The sequence below is a fragment of the Agrobacterium sp. rho-13.3 genome (assembly GCF_033957765.2).
Taxonomy (GTDB): domain Bacteria; phylum Pseudomonadota; class Alphaproteobacteria; order Rhizobiales; family Rhizobiaceae; genus Agrobacterium.
Window position 1 is genome coordinate 495,743 of record NZ_CP192774.1, and the last position, 17,093, is coordinate 512,835.

General features: G+C 56.9%; 16 protein-coding genes. 8 read left to right on the forward strand and 8 right to left on the reverse strand.

Annotated features, from left to right (window positions below):
* Nucleotides 1-27 precede the first annotated feature (27 nt).
* On the reverse strand, nt 28-1,029 hold the full coding sequence (locus tag RMR16_RS02345) for an NAD(P)H-quinone oxidoreductase (RefSeq protein ID WP_320199128.1): 1,002 nt from the start codon (nt 1,027-1,029) through the stop codon (nt 28-30).
* Between the two features lie 247 nt (nt 1,030-1,276).
* On the opposite strand from RMR16_RS02345, the gene RMR16_RS02350 reads away from it, so the two are divergent.
* The gene (locus tag RMR16_RS02350; RefSeq protein WP_320199129.1) at nt 1,277-1,726 is read left to right on the forward strand and encodes a GNAT family N-acetyltransferase; all 450 of its coding nucleotides are present in this window, start codon (nt 1,277-1,279) and stop codon (nt 1,724-1,726) included.
* A 3-nt stretch (nt 1,727-1,729) separates the two neighbouring features.
* On the opposite strand, the gene RMR16_RS02355 is transcribed toward RMR16_RS02350, so the two are convergent.
* Complete coding sequence (locus RMR16_RS02355) at nt 1,730-3,532, reverse strand: bifunctional diguanylate cyclase/phosphodiesterase (protein ID WP_320199130.1); 1,803 nt, start codon at nt 3,530-3,532, stop codon at nt 1,730-1,732.
* 139 nt (nt 3,533-3,671) lie between these two features.
* Nucleotides 3,672-3,908, reverse strand: a complete 237-nt coding sequence (locus RMR16_RS02360) for a ribbon-helix-helix domain-containing protein (protein ID WP_320199131.1) — start codon at nt 3,906-3,908, stop codon at nt 3,672-3,674.
* A 460-nt stretch (nt 3,909-4,368) separates the two neighbouring features.
* On the opposite strand from RMR16_RS02360, the gene betI reads away from it, so the two are divergent.
* From betI to betA, 3 genes are all read left to right on the forward strand, one after another.
* The gene (betI, locus tag RMR16_RS02365; RefSeq protein ID WP_320199132.1) at nt 4,369-4,980 is read left to right on the forward strand and encodes a transcriptional regulator BetI; all 612 of its coding nucleotides are present in this window, start codon (nt 4,369-4,371) and stop codon (nt 4,978-4,980) included.
* A 17-nt stretch (nt 4,981-4,997) separates the two neighbouring features.
* On the forward strand, nt 4,998-6,461 hold the full coding sequence (gene betB, locus RMR16_RS02370) for a betaine-aldehyde dehydrogenase (RefSeq protein WP_320199492.1): 1,464 nt from the start codon (nt 4,998-5,000) through the stop codon (nt 6,459-6,461).
* A 318-nt stretch (nt 6,462-6,779) separates the two neighbouring features.
* The gene (gene betA / locus RMR16_RS02375; protein ID WP_320199133.1) at nt 6,780-8,432 is read left to right on the forward strand and encodes a choline dehydrogenase; all 1,653 of its coding nucleotides are present in this window, start codon (nt 6,780-6,782) and stop codon (nt 8,430-8,432) included.
* Between the two features lie 3 nt (nt 8,433-8,435).
* On the opposite strand, the gene RMR16_RS02380 is transcribed toward betA, so the two are convergent.
* The 3 genes from RMR16_RS02380 to RMR16_RS02390 are packed head-to-tail and all read right to left on the reverse strand — an operon-like array spanning nt 8,436 to nt 9,853.
* Entirely contained in the window at nt 8,436-8,735 is a 300-nt protein-coding gene (locus RMR16_RS02380) for a type II toxin-antitoxin system RelE/ParE family toxin (protein ID WP_320199134.1), read from the reverse strand.
* Nucleotides 8,732-9,013 (reverse strand): YlcI/YnfO family protein, encoded by a 282-nt coding sequence (locus RMR16_RS02385; RefSeq protein WP_320199135.1) that lies wholly within the window; start codon nt 9,011-9,013, stop codon nt 8,732-8,734. The genes RMR16_RS02380 and RMR16_RS02385 overlap by 4 nt, the downstream gene beginning before the upstream one ends.
* A 60-nt stretch (nt 9,014-9,073) precedes the next feature.
* Complete coding sequence (locus tag RMR16_RS02390) at nt 9,074-9,853, reverse strand: DUF3750 domain-containing protein (protein ID WP_320199136.1); 780 nt, start codon at nt 9,851-9,853, stop codon at nt 9,074-9,076.
* Nucleotides 9,854-9,927: 74 nt separating this feature from the next.
* Between RMR16_RS02390 and RMR16_RS02395 the strand changes: the two genes are divergently transcribed.
* Nucleotides 9,928-10,929, forward strand: a complete 1,002-nt coding sequence (locus tag RMR16_RS02395) for an asparaginase (protein WP_320199137.1) — start codon at nt 9,928-9,930, stop codon at nt 10,927-10,929.
* 15 nt (nt 10,930-10,944) lie between these two features.
* On the opposite strand, the gene RMR16_RS02400 is transcribed toward RMR16_RS02395, so the two are convergent.
* Nucleotides 10,945-11,604 carry a glutathione S-transferase family protein gene (locus RMR16_RS02400; protein ID WP_320199138.1) on the reverse strand — a complete coding sequence of 220 codons (660 nt, stop codon included), beginning with the start codon at nt 11,602-11,604 and terminating at the stop codon, nt 10,945-10,947.
* A 336-nt stretch (nt 11,605-11,940) separates the two neighbouring features.
* Between RMR16_RS02400 and RMR16_RS02405 the strand changes: the two genes are divergently transcribed.
* Entirely contained in the window at nt 11,941-13,416 is a 1,476-nt protein-coding gene (locus RMR16_RS02405; protein WP_432354152.1) for a diguanylate cyclase domain-containing protein, read from the forward strand.
* 280 nt (nt 13,417-13,696) lie between these two features.
* Here the strand turns inward: RMR16_RS02405 and RMR16_RS02410 are convergent, their stop codons facing one another.
* Nucleotides 13,697-14,158: a MarR family winged helix-turn-helix transcriptional regulator gene (locus RMR16_RS02410; RefSeq protein ID WP_320199493.1), complete on the reverse strand. Its 462-nt coding sequence runs from the start codon at nt 14,156-14,158 to the stop codon at nt 13,697-13,699.
* Nucleotides 14,159-14,343: 185 nt separating this feature from the next.
* Here RMR16_RS02410 and RMR16_RS02415 point away from each other — a divergent pair, with 185 nt between their 5' ends.
* Nucleotides 14,344-15,867, forward strand: coding sequence for an MDR family MFS transporter (locus RMR16_RS02415; RefSeq protein WP_320199140.1), 1,524 nt, complete (start codon nt 14,344-14,346; stop codon nt 15,865-15,867).
* A 92-nt stretch (nt 15,868-15,959) separates the two neighbouring features.
* Nucleotides 15,960-16,970: a ligase-associated DNA damage response exonuclease gene (locus RMR16_RS02420; protein ID WP_320199141.1), complete on the forward strand. Its 1,011-nt coding sequence runs from the start codon at nt 15,960-15,962 to the stop codon at nt 16,968-16,970.
* Nucleotides 16,971-17,093 lie beyond the last annotated feature (123 nt).

Below are 17,093 nucleotides of genomic sequence, written 5' to 3' on the forward strand. Positions count from 1 at the left end.
CTCGTTCTTGGTGCAAACCAATGACCCTCACGAAACCCGCATCACAATCTTGCCGATATGCCCGCTGGTTTCCATCAGCCTGTGCCCATCCGCCACCTTGTCAAAATCAATCACATCGTGAATGACCGGCGCGATCTCGCCCGCTTCCAGCAGTGGCCAGACCTCTGCCACCAGCTCATCACGAATGGCGCGTTTTTCATCTGCGGTGCGCGGGCGCATGGTGGAGCCGGTGATGGTCAGGCGTTTGACCATGATGGGGCCGAGGTTGACCTTTTCGGCCACGGCGCCACCCAGAAACGCGATGATGGACAGGCAGCCGTCCTTGGCAAGAGAGGCGATGTTCTTCTCGAAATAGGACGCGCCGATCATGTCGAGAATGACGTCCACACCCTTGCCGCCGGTCTCAGCCTTGATGACCGTGGCGAAATCGTCCTCGCGGTAATTGATCGCCCGTTTTGCACCTAATGTCTCGCAGGCATCGCATTTGTCCTTCGAACCCGCTGTCACATAAACCTCTGCGCCAAAGGCTTTGGCGAGCTGAATGGCGGTTGTGCCAATGCCGCTGCTGCCGCCGTGGATCAGCACGCTTTCGCCTTCCGTCAGCCCCGCCATCTGGAACAGATTGGCCCAGACGGTGAAGAAGGTTTCCGGCAGGGCGGCGGCTTTCACCGCGTCATATCCCTTGGGAAACGGCAGGGCCTGCCCGGCTGGCACAACGCAATATTCCGCATAACCGCCACCATTAGCCAGTGCACAGACGGGATCACCGAGCTTGAACTCGTTCACCCCTTCGCCAACGGCCACGACTTCTCCGGCAATTTCCAGTCCCAGAACCGGGCTTGCATCCTTTGGCGCGGGATAGGTGCCCTGGCGCTGTGCCACATCGGGCCGGTTGATGCCTGCTGCCTGCACCTTCACCAGAATTTCGCCTGCCTTGGGGGAGGGAACCGGGCCTGTTGCAAATGTCATTACGTCGGGTGCGCCGAAGCTTGGCAAATCAACAAATCGCATGGTCGTGGGCAAAGTCATGGCGGGCCTCCATCGAGTTTCATAGCGGCAAACTTAAAGCATGTCGCGCAAAAGTGTGCAGCGGTTTTGCGATAACGACATGCGCAAAAACAAAGAGCTAACGCGTGTTGCGTGAATCCTTTGTCACGCAATACGCTTTAGGCGAGGTATGGGGCGGATGAAAGGAGGCGTTTTGACGCTGACGCTTTAACGTTCCGATTTTGCTGCTAGGGTGGGGCGGACAAACAGCGCCTCGAAAGGACGATGGATGAGCAAGGTGAGCGTTCGGCCAGTGAGCGTTGATGATCGTGCGGAATGGGACGTGCTATATCAAGCCTATGCGGCTTTTTACAACGTCACTCAAACCGTCGAAATGCGGGACACGGTATGGGCGTGGCTGCACGATGAAGCCAAGGAATCACGCGGCCTTGTGGCCTTAAACGCAGATGGAAAACTCATCGGGCTTACGCATTTCCGGCCCTTCGCACGTCCGCTGTCTGCCACGACTGGCTGCTTCCTCGATGACCTTTTCGTTTCGCCCGATGCGCGTGGCACTGGCTGCGCCGACGTGCTGATAGACGGCGTGCGCGCCATTGCCGCCCGCGAGGGATGGTCAGTTGTCCGGTGGATCACCGCCGAGAATAATTATCGCGGCCGTGCCCTCTACGACCGCGTCGCCACGAAAACCAACTGGGTCACCTACGACATCAAGGTGTAGATGTTAATTGGTCGTGCTGTGACTGTGCAGCACCAAGCCTGTGTCGCTCTCCTTGGCCGCTTTCTTGATGGCCGCGATCTCGGTGCCAATGCGTTCGGGATTGGCAATGATATGGCCCTTGGGAAGCTGCAAAACACCAATCGAGCAGCGTAAAAGGGCAAAATCGCGCTCGATACCGAAACGGTCATGACCTCTGATCTGGCCGGCTTCACGGTCCTCATCGGAATAAAGCTCGATGACGTCCTCATGGAAATCGCTGAGCAGCCGTTCGAGAATTTCCGTCACCTCTTCGCTCGTCCAGTCGCGTACGCCGATGAAGAAATCGTCACCGCCAATATGGCCGAGAAAGCAGTCGCCGGAAAAGAAATAGCGCTTTAGCAGAGCTGAAAACAGCGTGATGGCGTGGTCGCCAACGTGGAAACCGTATTTGTCATTGAATGGTTTGAAGTTGTCGAAATCGCAGTAACAAAAGAAGCGATCATCATCGCTGTCGTGGCAACTGTCTTCAATGAAACTGCTGATGGCGCGGTTGCCGGGAAGGGCTGTCAGCGGGTTCTGTTCCTGCGCCAGTTTCAACTGTTTTTCGTTGATAACCTTGATGAGAGACGCGGCGGAAACCACGCCGATATAACGCATATTTTCCGTGAGGATAACGCAGGCGCTGCCGCCGGTATTGGCAAAGATATTCATCAACTGGTCGGCATCGGCATCCAGCCCGACAATCGGTGCACCATCCACGAAGTGCGAAATCGTCCGCTCATACACCTTGTTTTTCAACAGGTCGCGCCCAAACGGCTGGTAGATGTATTCCTTCAGATGATGCTCGTTGATAACGCCGCGCGGCTCGCCATTGGCATTCAGAACCGGGAAGAAGGCTTGCGCCGGGTTGCGGCGAAACAGCTCGAACACCGTGTCGATGCTGTCGTTTTCGTAAACGGTCGGAAGCCGCTCGATCTGGCGGCGGATGAGGATTTCATCCAGCGTTTGGCGACTGCGACGGGTTTCGCCAAGGTGCTGGAGATGCGGAAACGCACTTTGCAATTCACTGACGAAGGTGGTGGGGCGAGAGATGAACCAGCCCTGCACCAAGTCCACGCCATATTCGCGGCAGGCCAGAAATTCCGCTTCGGTTTCAATGCCTTCGGCGATGACCCTCACGCCCAGGACATGGGCGATGTTGACGATGTTTTTCACCAGATGGCGCTTGCGCGGGTTGCGGTCCACACCGTCGATGAAATAGCGGTCGATCTTCAGGTAATCGACCGGGAATTCGCACAGAAGCTTCATCTCGCCGTGACCGACGCCAAAGTCGTCGATGGCCAGCTTGAAGCCCTCCTTACGCATACGGGCAATCAGCGCGCTGAACTCCGGCACGCTGGTATTGTCGAAACGTTCCGACAGTTCAAAGCAGATGGAGGAGGGCGGAATGGAGGCCTTGGCAAGATGCTCCAGAAGCTTGTCCAGAATAGCATCGCCATGCGGTATCAGCCGCACATCCAGATTGAGGAACAGCGTGGCGGAGGAAAACTCCGGCAGTGTGGAGAATTTTGTCAGCGCCCGTCCGGCCAGCATCTGCTCCAGCGTCACCAGCTGGCCATCAGCCTCGACATGGTCCAGCAATTCCAGCGGATTGGAAAAACCGATGCGGTCAAAACCGCGCATGAGCGACTCGTAACCAAACACGGTTCCGGTCGTTGCCTCGACTATGGGCTGAAACGCCGTTTCTAAAACCAGTTTTGCCATGGACACCATCTGCCCGCTGGCAAACCGCCGTATTACGTCAGGGTCGATCGCCGTCGACAGCATACGTTCTCTCCACTGTTGCACCCATATAATTGGACGCATTTTGGAATGGAGAGTGACCGATAACCCTCAACAAAAACTTATCCGCAGATGAAAGTTTTTTGAAGCTTTTATGACAGCATAATAACATGCTTAAATAGCGTTAGCCGTGCCGCCTTTTTGTCGTGTGTGCCGCATAGAGTTCAGCGACATTCAAGCGTTCTTCCACGGCTGTGTGGGGGCGAAGGGTGCTGGCGCCGTTTTCTCGTTCAAAAGATGTCGCCCATAGGCGCAGTGCTTCACGGACAACTTCACTTCCCGAAGCATAGGCCCCGCCATCGACAGCGTCCCGCATCTTTGCTGCCTGTTCCGGGGAAATGGATACTGTCACCATCGGCATCGTGTTTCTCCCTATCATGACGGCACGCCTCCAACATTCATGTGGACGCCATGCCGTATTGGCCGTTTTTGTGTGTTCGCCACTGGCCAGATGTCAGCGAACTTAAGCGATTTATTATATTAGCACGCACTCGTTACGCGGACAAAGAAACGCCAGTCTTCGCGGAAGGTTCCAAGCGAAACGTCATTTTACGAGAGTGAGAAGGGGTGGCAAAAACCACCAGGTCGCCAGTCGTTGCGCAGGTGTCTGCCTGCCTCCGGCGTTCAACGTTTTTTATCAAGCGAATGCTGTCGGTCATGTCTCGACATTCCATCGGCTGTCTGGCCAGACCCTATCACATTCACATCTTGGGGCAAAGTGTTCCCGCCGCCTTGATATGGCGCAAGTCACACATTTTCGTGTCGCATTTATTATTGATTGATCAGTCAATCAATAATAAATAGAGGACAAGGAGATTGCTATGCCGAAACTCGGAATGGAGCCGTTACGCAAAAAGGCGCTGGTGGATGCAGCCCTGCGCGCCATCGGCCACCACGGTTCGTTGAATGTCACGATGTCGGATATCGCCCGCGAGGCGGGGGTCTCGGCAGCGCTTGCGCATCATTATTTCGGCAGCAAACAACAGCTTTTGCTGGAAACCATCCGCAGCCTGCTGCGGGAGCTTCGCCGGGATGCGATTGCAGCTTTGGCCCATGTGTCTGGCCCGCGGGCGCGGTTGAGCGCCATTGTGCGCGTGTCGTTCCAAAGCGATCAGTTTACCAATGAAACCGTGGCCGCCTGGCTTGCCTTTTACGTGGAAGCACAGCGGTCAGAAGAGATGCGCCGCCTGCTCGTCATCTATAACAGGCGGCTTCGTTCCAACATCATGGACAGCCTCAACCGCCTGTGCCCGCCGGATGATGCGGCGCGGATTGCGGAAGGTGCCGCCGCCCTTATCGATGGGCTTTACATTCGCCACAGTCTTCAGGCCGCGCCGCTCGGCATCTCCGCCGCACCCATGCTGGTGGAGAATTATTTCGACACGCAGCTCAAATCTTTTGTCGACGCAAAGCCGTCCATCCGTATTCTTTGAGGACCGTTCTTATGACTTTGAAAGCCCAGCCCGTTGCCTCGCATTTCATTGATGGCGCGTATGTGGAAGACACCAACGGCACCGTGTTTGAAAGCATCTATCCGGCAACGGGCGAGGTTATCGCCAGGCTCCACGCCGCAACGCCCGTCATTGTGGAACGTGCCATCGCCTCCGCCAAGCGCGCCCAGAAAGAATGGGCCGCGCTAAGCCCCACCGCACGCGGTCGCATTCTGCGCAAGGCAGCAGACATGATCCGCGAGCGTAACCGCGCGCTTTCCGAGCTTGAAACGCTGGATACGGGCAAGCCCATTCAGGAAACAATCGTTGCCGATTCCACCTCCGGTGCGGACGCCTTCGAATTTTTCGGCGGCATTGCACCATCGGCATTGAACGGCGATTACATTCCGCTCGGAGGTGATTTTGCCTATACCAAGCGCGTGCCGCTGGGCGTTTGCGTTGGCATCGGCGCATGGAACTACCCGCAGCAGATCGCCTGCTGGAAGGCGGCTCCGGCGCTGGTGGCGGGCAATGCCATGGTGTTCAAGCCCTCGGAAAACACGCCGCTTGGCGCGCTGAAAATCGCCGAAATTTTGCATGAGGCCGGGTTGCCCAAAGGTCTGTTCAACGTCATTCAGGGCGACCGGGACACAGGCCCGTTGCTGGTCAACCACCCAGATGTCGCGAAGGTGTCGCTCACCGGCTCGGTGCCGACAGGCCGCAAGGTGGCTGCCGCCGCCGCCGGTCAGTTGAAGCATGTGACGATGGAACTCGGCGGTAAATCTCCGCTGATCGTTTTTGACGATGCGGATATCGAAAGCGCCGTCGGTGGCGCGATGCTGGGGAACTTCTACTCGGCGGGTCAGGTCTGCTCCAACGGCACCCGCGTTTTCGTGCAGCGCGGTGCAAAACAGCGCTTCCTCGAAAACCTGAAAAGCCGCACGGAAGCGATATTGCTGGGCGATCCGCTGGATGAGGCCACACAAATGGGGCCGCTGGTGTCCAAGGCGCAGCAGGAAAAAGTCCTGTCCTATATGGCAAAGGGCAAGGCAGAAGGCGCAACCCTGATCACCGGTGGCGGCATTCCCAACAACGTGTCCGGCGAGGGGGCCTATGTGCAGCCGACCGTGTTTGCCGATGTGACGGATGGCATGACCATCGCCCGCGAAGAAATCTTCGGGCCTGTCATGTGCGTGCTGGATTTCGACACTGAGGAAGAAGTCATCACCCGCGCCAACGCCACCGAATTCGGTCTGGCCGGTGGTGTGTTTACCGCCGACATTTCCCGCGCCCACCGGGTTGTCGATCAACTTGAGGCGGGGACGTTGTGGATCAATACCTACAATCTCTGCCCGGTGGAGATGCCGTTTGGTGGTTCGAAGCAATCGGGTTTTGGGCGCGAGAATTCAGCGTCGGCGCTCAATCATTATAGCGAGTTGAAGACGGTGTATGTGGCGAGCGGGAAGGTTGACGCGCCGTATTGAGGAAGGCTCACCGGCTCATCCTCGCCCTTCGAGGCCCGTTTCACGGGCACCTCAGGATGAGGATGAAAGTGAGCGTCCCGTGATGAGGTGCTCGACGACAGTGTTTCCTAACCTCGTCTTGATGCGCCTATGACGCGGGCGTCGAGGGGACACAGAACGCACTTCCATATTCTCTCCACCTTATCCCGAGGTACCCATAAGGCGGGTATCAAGGGAAGAGGCAAACAAGACAAACGCCATGTTCTCTCCACTTCATCCTGAGGTGCCCGTGCAACGGGCCTCGAAGGACGGGGTGGCCACAACAGCAGAGACCTCTCCATGCAACAAGCAGATTTCGTCATCGTTGGCTCCGGTTCAGCAGGCTCTGCCATGGCATACCGCCTGTCGGAAGACGGCCGCTATTCCGTCATCGTCATCGAGGCCGGCGGCAGCGATTTCGGGCCTTTCATCCAGATGCCCGCAGCGCTGGCATGGCCGATGAGCATGAAGCGCTACAATTGGGGTTATCTCTCCGAACCGCAGGCCAACCTCAACAACCGCCGCATCACCGCGCCGCGGGGCAAGGTTATTGGCGGCTCGTCTTCCATCAATGGTCTTGTTTATGTTCGCGGCCATGCGGAAGATTTCAACCGCTGGGAAGAGCTTGGCGCGCACTGCTGGTCCTATGCGGATGTGCTGCCATACTTCAAGCGTATGGAACACAGCCATGGCGGGGAAGAGGGTTGGCGCGGCACGGATGGGCCTTTGCATGTGCAGCGCGGACCGATGAACAATCCGCTCAACCACGCCTTCGTGAAAGCAGGGTCGCAGGCCGGTTTTGAACTGACGGAGGATTACAACGGCTCCAAGCAGGAAGGTTTCGGCCTGATGGAACAGACCATCCACAATGGTCGCCGCTGGTCCGCCGCCAATGCCTATCTGAGACCTGCGTTAAAGCGCGGCAATGTCACGCTGGTGCATGGCTTTGCGCAGAAAATTATCATTGAAAACGGGCGCGCAACGGGCGTCGAGATCGAGCGCAAGGGCGTGGTGGAGGTCATCAAGGCCAACCGTGAAGTCATCGTGTCTGCATCATCCTTCAACTCGCCCAAGCTGCTGATGTTATCCGGCATCGGCCCGGCGGCGCATTTGCAGGCGATGGGGATCGAGGTGAAGGCTGACCGCCCCGGCGTCGGTGAAAACCTTCAGGATCATATGGAAATTTATTTCCAGCAGATATCCACCAAGCCTGTCTCGCTTTATTCCTGGTTGCCTTGGTTCTGGCAGGGTGTTGCGGGCGCGCAGTGGTTGCTGACGAAAAGCGGGCTTGGCGCATCCAACCAATTCGAAGCCTGCGCCTTCCTGCGCTCCGGGCCTGATGTAAAGCAGCCGGATATCCAGTTCCACTTCCTGCCCGTCGCCATTTCCTATGATGGCAAAGCGGCGGCGAAAAGCCATGGTTTTCAGGTGCATGTGGGTTACAACCTGTCCAAATCCCGTGGCAATGTCACGCTGCGCTCAGCCGATCCGAAGGACGATCCGGTTATTCAGTTCAACTATATGAGCCATGCGGAAGACTGGGAAAAGTTTCGTCACTGCGTGCGCCTGACGCGCGAAATCTTCAGCCAGCAGGCTTTCGATGAGTTTCGCGGGCCAGAAATTCAGCCGGGTGACAAGGTACAGACGGACGAGGAGATCGATGCCTTCCTGCGCGAGCATCTGGAAAGCGCCTATCACCCCTGCGGCACCTGCCGGATGGGCGACCGCAACGACCCGATGGCCGTCGTCGATCCCGAATGCCGGGTGATTGGTGTGGATGGCCTGCGCGTGGCCGATAGCTCCATCTTCCCGCATGTCACCTACGGCAACCTCAATGGCCCATCGATCATGACGGGCGAAAAGGCGGCGGACCATATTCTCGGAAAGCAGCCATTGCCGCGCTCCAATCAGGAGCCGTGGGTCAATCCGCGCGTCGGAGTGAGTGATCGATAGGGCTTAATGATAATCGTCTTCGCGCTGGTGGCGCACGGCAGCAATTGTGACCGTTTGGGCATCATCAATGCGAAATAGAACGATGTAGCCAGATGATCCGAAAGGTACGAGAAGTTCGCGTATCAGGCTGTTGCCACCTTCTACCTTGCGACAACTGAATGGAAATTCTGTCAGAAGCTGCAAGCCTGCTCGGACAGCATGGATCGCTCTTTCCGCAAGTTCGATATCATAAACAACAAGAAAATCGTAAATCCTGTCGAAGTCTTCCAATGCGGCTGTGGTGTAACGGAGATCATAACTCATTGATCTTTTTGGGCCTTAGCAGCCTTTGCGGCATCCAGTTTTCTCTGCATCATAGAGAGAACGTCTTCAGTCGTGTAATAAATGCCGGTCCGTTCTGCTTCGTTCAACGAAGCAAGTCCACGCGCAATAAACTCTGACTGTGATCTACGAATTTCGACTTGGCGGCGTATGGAATCCTCTGCGAAAGCTGAAAGGGTTTCACCGTCCTTCAAAACACTTTCCACGGCCTCGCGAAAATCGGATGTTACCCGAAGCGATGGGATCGTCGCGGTTTTCATAAACACAACTCCTTGCGTTGCAATTGCGATGCACGATCTTGCCTTCCGATTTCCAGATTGTCAAATGCTCGTCGCCTGCCTCTCCGGCGCGGGTCCGAACGACTTGGTTCCGAAGTAACCCAGTCCCGGAATTTTGATGCCGGGGTTCATGATGTCGACACCGGCCACCAGTCCAAGAAAGTTGACCTCGAAGCCGCTTCTGGCGCCCGCCGAGATGCCGAAAAGGCCGCCGAGGGACAGGTTTACATCTTTCCAGTCATCAGCGATGTGGATCAATTCGCCATTCGGCAAATAGTCGCGCCCGACCGCATCCGGCGGCAATACCACGCCGAGTTCAGGGACGCTGCGCAGCACGTGCGCCACGAAAGTGTTGGAGTTCGGGCCGGGATAGATGCGATAGCCACCGGGTTGAGCGTAGGGGTAATCGGCAATGGCTTTCTGGATTTTGGGGATCAGCCGTTCGGCCTCTTCGCCATGCAGTTCCAGCACCCGTCGCGGCATGTTGGAGTACCAGTAGGCGTCTGGCGCATAGGCATTGCGGCGGATGGGGGTGCCCCAGCCGACCTTGTCGTAACGCTCATAAGCGAGGGCATTTTCCTGCTTCATGACGATCCACGCGTGGCTGGCAATCGAGCCTTTGAAACCGCCGGTCATGGCAGAATAGACGTAGATGGCTGCGGGCTTGTCGACCTTGGCTTCTGGCAGAATACCTGCGGAAGACCACCGTGCATTCCGAAAGCCGGTCGGATGCTCCTTCATGGCCCACAGACCCGCCGAGGCCAGCGCGGGCAGGAGATAAATAACGAAAACGACAGCTAAAAAACGTTTGGCGAATTTCAATGAAGGAGCCTCGTGCATCATTCGTATAATTTGGATAGAACGATCCCAATTTCGTATTTTTTGAGGCCGAAACCATGCACAACCCCGTTACCGTTGAAGTCACCCGCGGAAATCTGGTCGAAAGCCGCCATCGTGGCATGGCCGTGGTGGTGGATGGCAGCGGGAAGGTTCTGTTTTCAGCCGGTGATGTGGAGACCGGCGTGTTTCCGCGTTCCGCCTGCAAAGCCATGCAGGCACTGCCGCTGGTGGAAAGCGGTGCGGCGGACGCTTACGGATTTGGCAATCGGGAACTTGCGCTCTCCTGCGCGTCCCACTCCGGAGAGGACGCCCATGTGGACCTCGCTGCCGCCATGCTGGCAAAGGCGGGCAAGGATGTCGAGGCGCTGGAATGCGGTGCACATTGGTCATCCTTGAGCCAGCCCACCCTCATTCATCAGGCTCGCACGCTGGACAAGCCCTCGGCGCTTCACAACAATTGCTCCGGAAAACATTCCGGTTTCGTCTGCGCCTGCGCCCACACCGGTATAGAGACAAAGGGTTATGTTGAATACGACCACCCTCTTCAGCAGGAAATCCGCGCCACCATGGAAAGCCTGACGGGTTCTGCAATCGGTTATGACAATTGCGGCGTGGATGGCTGCTCCATTCCCAACTACGCAGTTCCGCTGAAAAATCTTGCCCATGGTTTCGCCAAGATGGTGACGGGGCAGGGGCTGGAAACGGCGCGGGCAACGGCCTCCCGTCGCCTGATCGACGCGTGTATGGCCGAGCCATTTTATGTGGCCGGAACCGGGCGCACCTGCACAAAGCTGATGGATATTGCTCCGGGCCGCATCTTTGCCAAAACCGGCGCGGAAGGCGTGTTTGTTGCGGCCTTGCCGGAACAGGGCATCGCCATGGCGGTAAAATGTGAGGATGGCACCACCCGCGCCGCAGAGGCCATGATATCAGCTCTGCTGGCGCGGTATGTGGAAAAGGGCAGCGCCGAACAATCCGCGCTCTCCAGCATGGCAAACCGTCCCATGAAAAACTGGAACGGCATCCATGTCGGCGATATTCGCGTTACGCCGTTTTAAAGCATTCCGCTTTGACTACGCCGCTTCCCGACCGCGTGCCTCCCACATGGCTTTGAAAGCGGGGCGGTCCTGGCAGCGCTCCAGCCATGCCTTCACTGACGGGTTGGCAGTGAACAGGGGCGTATGCTCTTGCGCGTAGCGCACCACTTCGGCGGCGTTGATATCCGCGACACTGAACCTGTCGCCCACCAGATAATCATGGTTGGCAAGGTGCTGATCCAGAACCTTGAACGGCCGCCGCAACATGCGCGCCGCCACCTCGATCACGGCGCGGCCTGCTTCGCTGTTGGCGAGACCCTCGGCAAAGGCGGACGAAATCTTGAGCGCGTTGGTTTCAATCTCCGTGGCCGCAAAGAAGGACCACTGCATCATGTGGGCGTCTTCCGCCAAATCCACCGGGGCCAGCGATGTGCCATGCTTGCGCGCAAGGTAGAGATTGATCGCCATGGATTCATAAAGAACCATCCCGTCATCATCGATGCAGGGAATGGTGCCCATCGGGTTGACGGTGAGATAAGACGGCGTCAACGTGTTGATCTGCGCGCCCTCTGCAAGAGGGTCTGTCACGCGCCTGGCCTGAACAACCGGTACGTGTTTGAAATCGAGTTTCAGTTCTCCCGCCAGCCACAATGTGCGCGTGGCGCGTGAGCGGTAGACCCCATAAATGGTCAGCATTCTAAATCCCCTTCGATGACGTGGCAGCAACCTATTGCCGAGCATCGCAAAACGAAAGCACGAAATATCTCTTTTACGGTTGATTTATCGAACCACTTTGTGCATCTTGCGATTGCACTCATTTCAGATCAGTGGTACTTGCATCTATATTGTGCTAATATAGTTATTCGTAAATATATATCGTCAATATAGACAGCGTTACGACCAATTTTAATGCAACTTAAGTAATTTTACTCCATTGTTGAGTCCGCTGAACTGTGTTCGTAAAGTATGGTGTGCGGCCATTTGAGCAATTGTGAGTGGGGGAGACTCAAGATGGTTGGAGGTCCTTTGGCGATGCGTGACGAAAATGGCGCTCGTTCGTTCAGCGTTCAATCATCGGTCATAGATTTGCTTCAGGCTGGCCTGACGGATACGCCATTGGCTCATCTTCTCGATAATATCCCGGAACTCGTGTTCGTGAAGGATATCGCGGGATATTATACTTACATGAATGTGGCGGCTCGTAAGGGTTTCGGCTGCGGTTCAGAGTGCGTAAAAGGTCGCAAACTGACGATATTCGATGTGGCGCCGCATGATTTTGCGCACAGCGTTGATGAGATCGATCGCCGCATCATGTCCACAGGCGTCGGTTCATTTAATACAGAGGAATGCCTGCCCGGCCCGGATGGGCAAATTCAGTGGTTCTCCTGCACCCGTATACCCATCCACAATGCCAAGTGCGAGGTGATTGGTATTGCCGGCATCATGCGCGATATCACCGCCACGAAACGGCAGGAAACCCTGCGCCGCAGCCACGCTGCCCTTTTGGAAATGATCGTCCAGGGCGACCCTTTGCCTATCATCCTCGACGCTGTGGTCAACACGGTCGAGAGCCTGCTGGATAATCTCTGCGGCTCCATCATGTTGCTGGATGAAAAGCAGGCCGTGTTGCGGAATGGGGCCGCGCCATCGCTTCCGGAAAACTACCTTTCGCTGGTCGATGGTGTGAAGATCGGTCCGAATGTCGGTTCCTGCGGAACGACGGCATGGCGGCGTGAAGCGGTTTATGTGTGCGATACGTTTCAGGATGTGCTCTGGAAGGACTATGTTGAAATCGTCATGCGCCATGGCCTTCGTTCCTGCTGGTCCACCCCCATCATGGGCAATGGCGGCGTGTTGCTCGGCACATTCGCGCTGTATTCCGGCACGGTGAGGCTGCCATCTGCTCTGGAGCAGGAAATCATTGAAATGGCGACGAATATCGCCGGTATTGCCATTGACCGCCGCCGCGCCGAAGAGCGCGTGCATTTCATGGCGCATCATGATCCGCTCACCGGCCTGTCCAACAGAAACCTGTTCTGGACGCAGTTCTGCCGCGCCCTTCACGAAGCCAAACGTGAAAACCGGTTGGTCGCCATTACCTATATCGATCTGGATAATTTCAAGCAGATCAATGACATGCATGGACATGCGGCGGGCGACGAGGTTCTTCGCAATGTGGCGGAACGTATCATGGGCTGCATCCGCGCTTCGGATATTGCGGTCCGGCTGGGTGGCGACGAATTCGCCATCATTTTCAGCAATGTCGTCCATGATGAGCCAGGAATTCTGCGGCGACTGGAAGCAATCCGCGAACGTGCGGCAGAGCCGATTGTGCTGGAAAACACCTCTGTTACCGTAACCTGTTCATCCGGTACGGCCTTTTATCCGCAGGATGGCGATACGCCTGAAAGCCTGTTGGCCAAGGCGGATGCAGCAATGTACGAGGCCAAGAAAACCGGACGAAATCGGGTACGCATCTTCCAGCAGGAATATGGTTCTGGCATCTGAAGATTTTAGCGTGCTTTGAGTGTCTTCAATATTTTTACGATGCGGGTGGGGTTCACCCCCCCCTGTGCCCTGCCGGGCATCTCCCCTACAGGTGGGGAGATCATCTGGGCGCGCGCCCCTCGTTTCATTCGTAGCGTTCAAGATGGCCAAGAGATTGCCGCGGCTTGATCTCCCTCCTTGTGGGGGAGATGCCCGGCAGGGCAGAAGGGGCGGGCTACACCCACTGTCACCGACTTCAAAAAACACACACAGAAAACTCACTTATTCAAAGCAAGAGCCGTCAGCTCCCACCGTCTTTCGAAAATGTAGTCAAAGCGATAGCGTCCGGGGAGAGGCGCTTTTCGAACCGCCCGATGAAACGATCGAACAGTTTTGCGAATTCTGCCACGTCCTCATGTGGCCAGTCGCTGACCACGTCGCGAATAATGCCGATCTTGGCGCTGCGCATCTCTTCCAGAATACTGTGACCAAGTGGCGTGATGTCGATGATGCTGCGCCGTCCGTCTTCCTGCGAAACCTCGCGTTTCAATAGGCCTCTTCCCACCATTTCCGCCACCACGCGGCTACCGCGGGATGGGTCGAGGCGCATGGCCTCGGCAATGGCACCGACGGTCACGTCACCATCCGTGCGGTTGACGATATCCAGCACATCGATGTGTGAAAGCTCCAGCCCCGGTGCCAGCTTGGCAATGGCCATGCGGCCGATGACCCGCCGCCCGATCATCAGGCGCATACGCGTCATGGTGTGGCTGATATCCAGCACCTCATCGCTGCCGGGCTTGTCACATGGTTTGGAAATTCGTGCCTGTTCGTTCATTCGTGCCATTCCGTGGAGATTTGGGTCAGCATAACACAGGTGTAAAAATATGCCATTGACATATATATGCGAAAGGCACATAAATTGCCCATCAAATGTGAGAGTTCCCCATGAACATGTCCGTTACGCCTGTGGCACCTCTTGTCGCGGATCCCCGTCGCAGGCTCGTCGTTTTTTTCTTTTTGATGTTTGCCATGTTCATGGCCACGCTGGATAACCAGATCGTCTCCACGGCCCTGCCGACGATTGTGGGCGAGTTCGGCGCGCTGGAGCGTTTTGGCTGGATCGGCTCTGCCTATCTTCTGGCAACCAGCGCGGTCATGCCGGTGTATGGAAAGCTGGGCGACCTGTTCGGGCGCAAATACGTCATGATATCGGCCGTCGTGATTTTCACGCTCGGCTCTCTGGCCTGCGGCCTCGCATGGTCCATGAATTCGCTGATTGCGGCGCGCGTGCTTCAGGGCCTGGGCGGCGGCGGCATCATGGTGTCGATCTTTTCCGTCAATGCCGATCTGTTCGAGGCACGGGAGAGGGCGCGGTATCAGAGCTATTCCAGCCTTGTCATCATGGCATCGGGCAGCGTCGGGCCAATTCTCGGCGGAACGATGAGCGATCTGTTCGGCTGGCGCTCCATCTTCCTCATCAACCTGCCCATCGGTATCCTCGTCATCACCGGACTTGCGCTGCTGCTGCCCTATCGCCGCCCGGATCGTCAGCCGAAGATCGATTATATCGGTGCGATTCTGCTGGCCGCGACGATTTCCAGCGTGGTGTTCTGGGCCGATAGCGGCGAAATTTTCGGTTCGCTGTTTGCCTGGCAAAGCCTTGCCATCGTCGCTTTTGCCGTCGTGACCGCGTCTCTGTGGGTGCAGGTGGAACGCCGTGCGCCAGAACCCATCGTGCCGCTGCGGCTGTTCAAGGACAGCAGTTTTCCGCTGTTCATGGTCATTTCCCTGGTCAGTGGCGCTCTGGGCATCGGCATGGTCAATTATTATGCGCTGTTCTTGCAAACGACGACCGGCCTTTCGCCGTCTTCGGCGGGTCTGTTCTTCATCGCCATCACCAGCGGCATTGTCATGGGGTCGTTGACGGCAGGACGGCTGATCTCGAAAACCGGCAGTTACAAGCCGTTTTCCATCATAAGCCTCAGCATGGCCGTGGTGACGATGCTGGTGTTTTCGCAGCTCCACGCGGGTACACCGCTGCCGCTTCTGGCCATCGTCATGTGGATGCAGGGCCTTGGTGTGGGTCTTGGGCAGCAGGCACCGATTATCGGTGTGCAAAACTCTGCGCTCAAGTCAGATATCGGCGCCGCCAGCGGTGCGGTTGCCCTGACGCGCATGGGCGGCGCTGCCATCGGCATCTCCATCTATGGCGCGATCATTTCCTCCAACCTGAAAAGCGTTGCCGTGGATATTCCCGGTGTCGGCAGAATTCAGGAACTGACGCCGAAGATGCTGGCAGAACTGCCTGCCGCCTCGCAAAGCGCTGTTGCCAGTCTTTACTCCGGTGCGTTCACACCGTTGTTTTACGCAGCAGCCATCACCGCAGTGGTCGGTTTGATTGCGGCTTTGGGTCTGAAGAATGTCAGGCTGCCGGTGGCGTCTGGTGAAAAGGCTGCCGCCAAGACATAAATCGGCTTGTTTGGATGTAAAACCTGACATCAGAAGGAACGTGTTCATCAGGTCCGCGTTTCCTTTTGTCATCCAACAGCCGATAGTCCCCTATGAAGCCTGAAAAACTGCTGAACCCCACGCCGAAAGGGCTTTATTGCCCGGCGGGCGACTTTTATGTGGACCCGGTGCGCCCTGTGCCAAGGGCGCTGATTACCCACGGTCATGCCGACCATGCGCGGGCCGGACATGAGAAGGTTTTGGCGACCCGTCAGACACTCGACATCATGCGTATTCGCTATGGCGAAGACTTTACGACCAGCGAACAGGCGGTCGGTTTTGGCGAAACTGTCGACATCAATGGCGTCACGGTGGGTTTTCATCCTGCTGGTCACGTGCTGGGTTCGGCGCAAATCTCCATTGACCATGGCGGAACGCGCATCGTTGCATCTGGCGATTACAAACGCGGTGTGGACCCCACCTGCGCACCGTTTGAGCCGGTGGCGTGTGATGTCTTCATCACCGAAGCAACTTTCGGGCTTCCGGTGTTTCACCACCCCAAACCGGCCACGGAAATTGCCAAGCTTCTGACCTCCATCAAACAGTTTCCGGATCGCACCCATCTCGTCGGCGCGTATTCGCTGGGCAAAGCGCAGCGCGTATTGCGGCTGTTGCGCGACAATGGATATTCCGAGCCGGTCTATATCCACGGCGCACTGGCAAAGCTCTGCGACTATTATGTTTCGCAGGGCATCGACCTTGGCGACCTTCGCCCGGCGACATTGGAAAAGAGCAACCCCGCCCAGTTCAAAGGCGCCATCGTCGTCGGCCCACCCTCGGCGTTTCAGGAAAAATGGGCGCGCCGTTTCAACGAACCCCTGATTGCTTTCGCCTCCGGCTGGATGATGGTGCGCCAGCGCGCCAAACAGGGCGGCGTGGAACTGCCACTGGTCATTTCCGACCATTGCGATTGGCCGGAACTGCTGGAAACCATCAAGGAAGTCGCGCCCTCACAGGTCTGGGTGACGCATGGGCGCGAGGAGGCGCTGGTGCGGTGGTGCGAGCTGGAGGGCATTCCGGCCCGGCCATTGCATCTGGTGGGCTATGAGGATGAGGGGGATTGATGGCCATGTGGAACTGCGTGCTTTGCAACACCCCTCTCCAACTCCTCCCCGCAAGGGGGAGGGGCTTAACCCAGCCTCGTCGCCATTGCCTTAATGGAGCCGGGTGCTTGCCGCACGGTTTCT

What these genes read in the sequence shown, in the direction of transcription:
- RMR16_RS02345 (WP_320199128.1), bottom strand. Translation starts at nt 1,029, where the DNA reads ATGACTTTGCCCACGACCATGCGATTTGTTGATTTGCCAAGCTTCGGC.
- RMR16_RS02350 (WP_320199129.1), top strand. Translation starts at nt 1,277, where the DNA reads ATGAGCAAGGTGAGCGTTCGGCCAGTGAGCGTTGATGATCGTGCGGAA.
- RMR16_RS02355 (WP_320199130.1), bottom strand. Translation starts at nt 3,532, where the DNA reads ATGCTGTCGACGGCGATCGACCCTGACGTAATACGGCGGTTTGCCAGC.
- RMR16_RS02360 (WP_320199131.1), bottom strand. Translation starts at nt 3,908, where the DNA reads ATGCCGATGGTGACAGTATCCATTTCCCCGGAACAGGCAGCAAAGATG.
- betI (WP_320199132.1), top strand. Translation starts at nt 4,369, where the DNA reads ATGCCGAAACTCGGAATGGAGCCGTTACGCAAAAAGGCGCTGGTGGAT.
- betA (WP_320199133.1), top strand. Translation starts at nt 6,780, where the DNA reads ATGCAACAAGCAGATTTCGTCATCGTTGGCTCCGGTTCAGCAGGCTCT.
- RMR16_RS02380 (WP_320199134.1), bottom strand. Translation starts at nt 8,735, where the DNA reads ATGAGTTATGATCTCCGTTACACCACAGCCGCATTGGAAGACTTCGAC.
- RMR16_RS02385 (WP_320199135.1), bottom strand. Translation starts at nt 9,013, where the DNA reads ATGAAAACCGCGACGATCCCATCGCTTCGGGTAACATCCGATTTTCGC.
- RMR16_RS02395 (WP_320199137.1), top strand. Translation starts at nt 9,928, where the DNA reads ATGCACAACCCCGTTACCGTTGAAGTCACCCGCGGAAATCTGGTCGAA.
- RMR16_RS02400 (WP_320199138.1), bottom strand. Translation starts at nt 11,604, where the DNA reads ATGCTGACCATTTATGGGGTCTACCGCTCACGCGCCACGCGCACATTG.
- RMR16_RS02405 (WP_432354152.1), top strand. Translation starts at nt 11,941, where the DNA reads ATGCGTGACGAAAATGGCGCTCGTTCGTTCAGCGTTCAATCATCGGTC.
- RMR16_RS02410 (WP_320199493.1), bottom strand. Translation starts at nt 14,158, where the DNA reads ATGACGCGTATGCGCCTGATGATCGGGCGGCGGGTCATCGGCCGCATG.
- RMR16_RS02415 (WP_320199140.1), top strand. Translation starts at nt 14,344, where the DNA reads ATGAACATGTCCGTTACGCCTGTGGCACCTCTTGTCGCGGATCCCCGT.
- RMR16_RS02420 (WP_320199141.1), top strand. Translation starts at nt 15,960, where the DNA reads ATGAAGCCTGAAAAACTGCTGAACCCCACGCCGAAAGGGCTTTATTGC.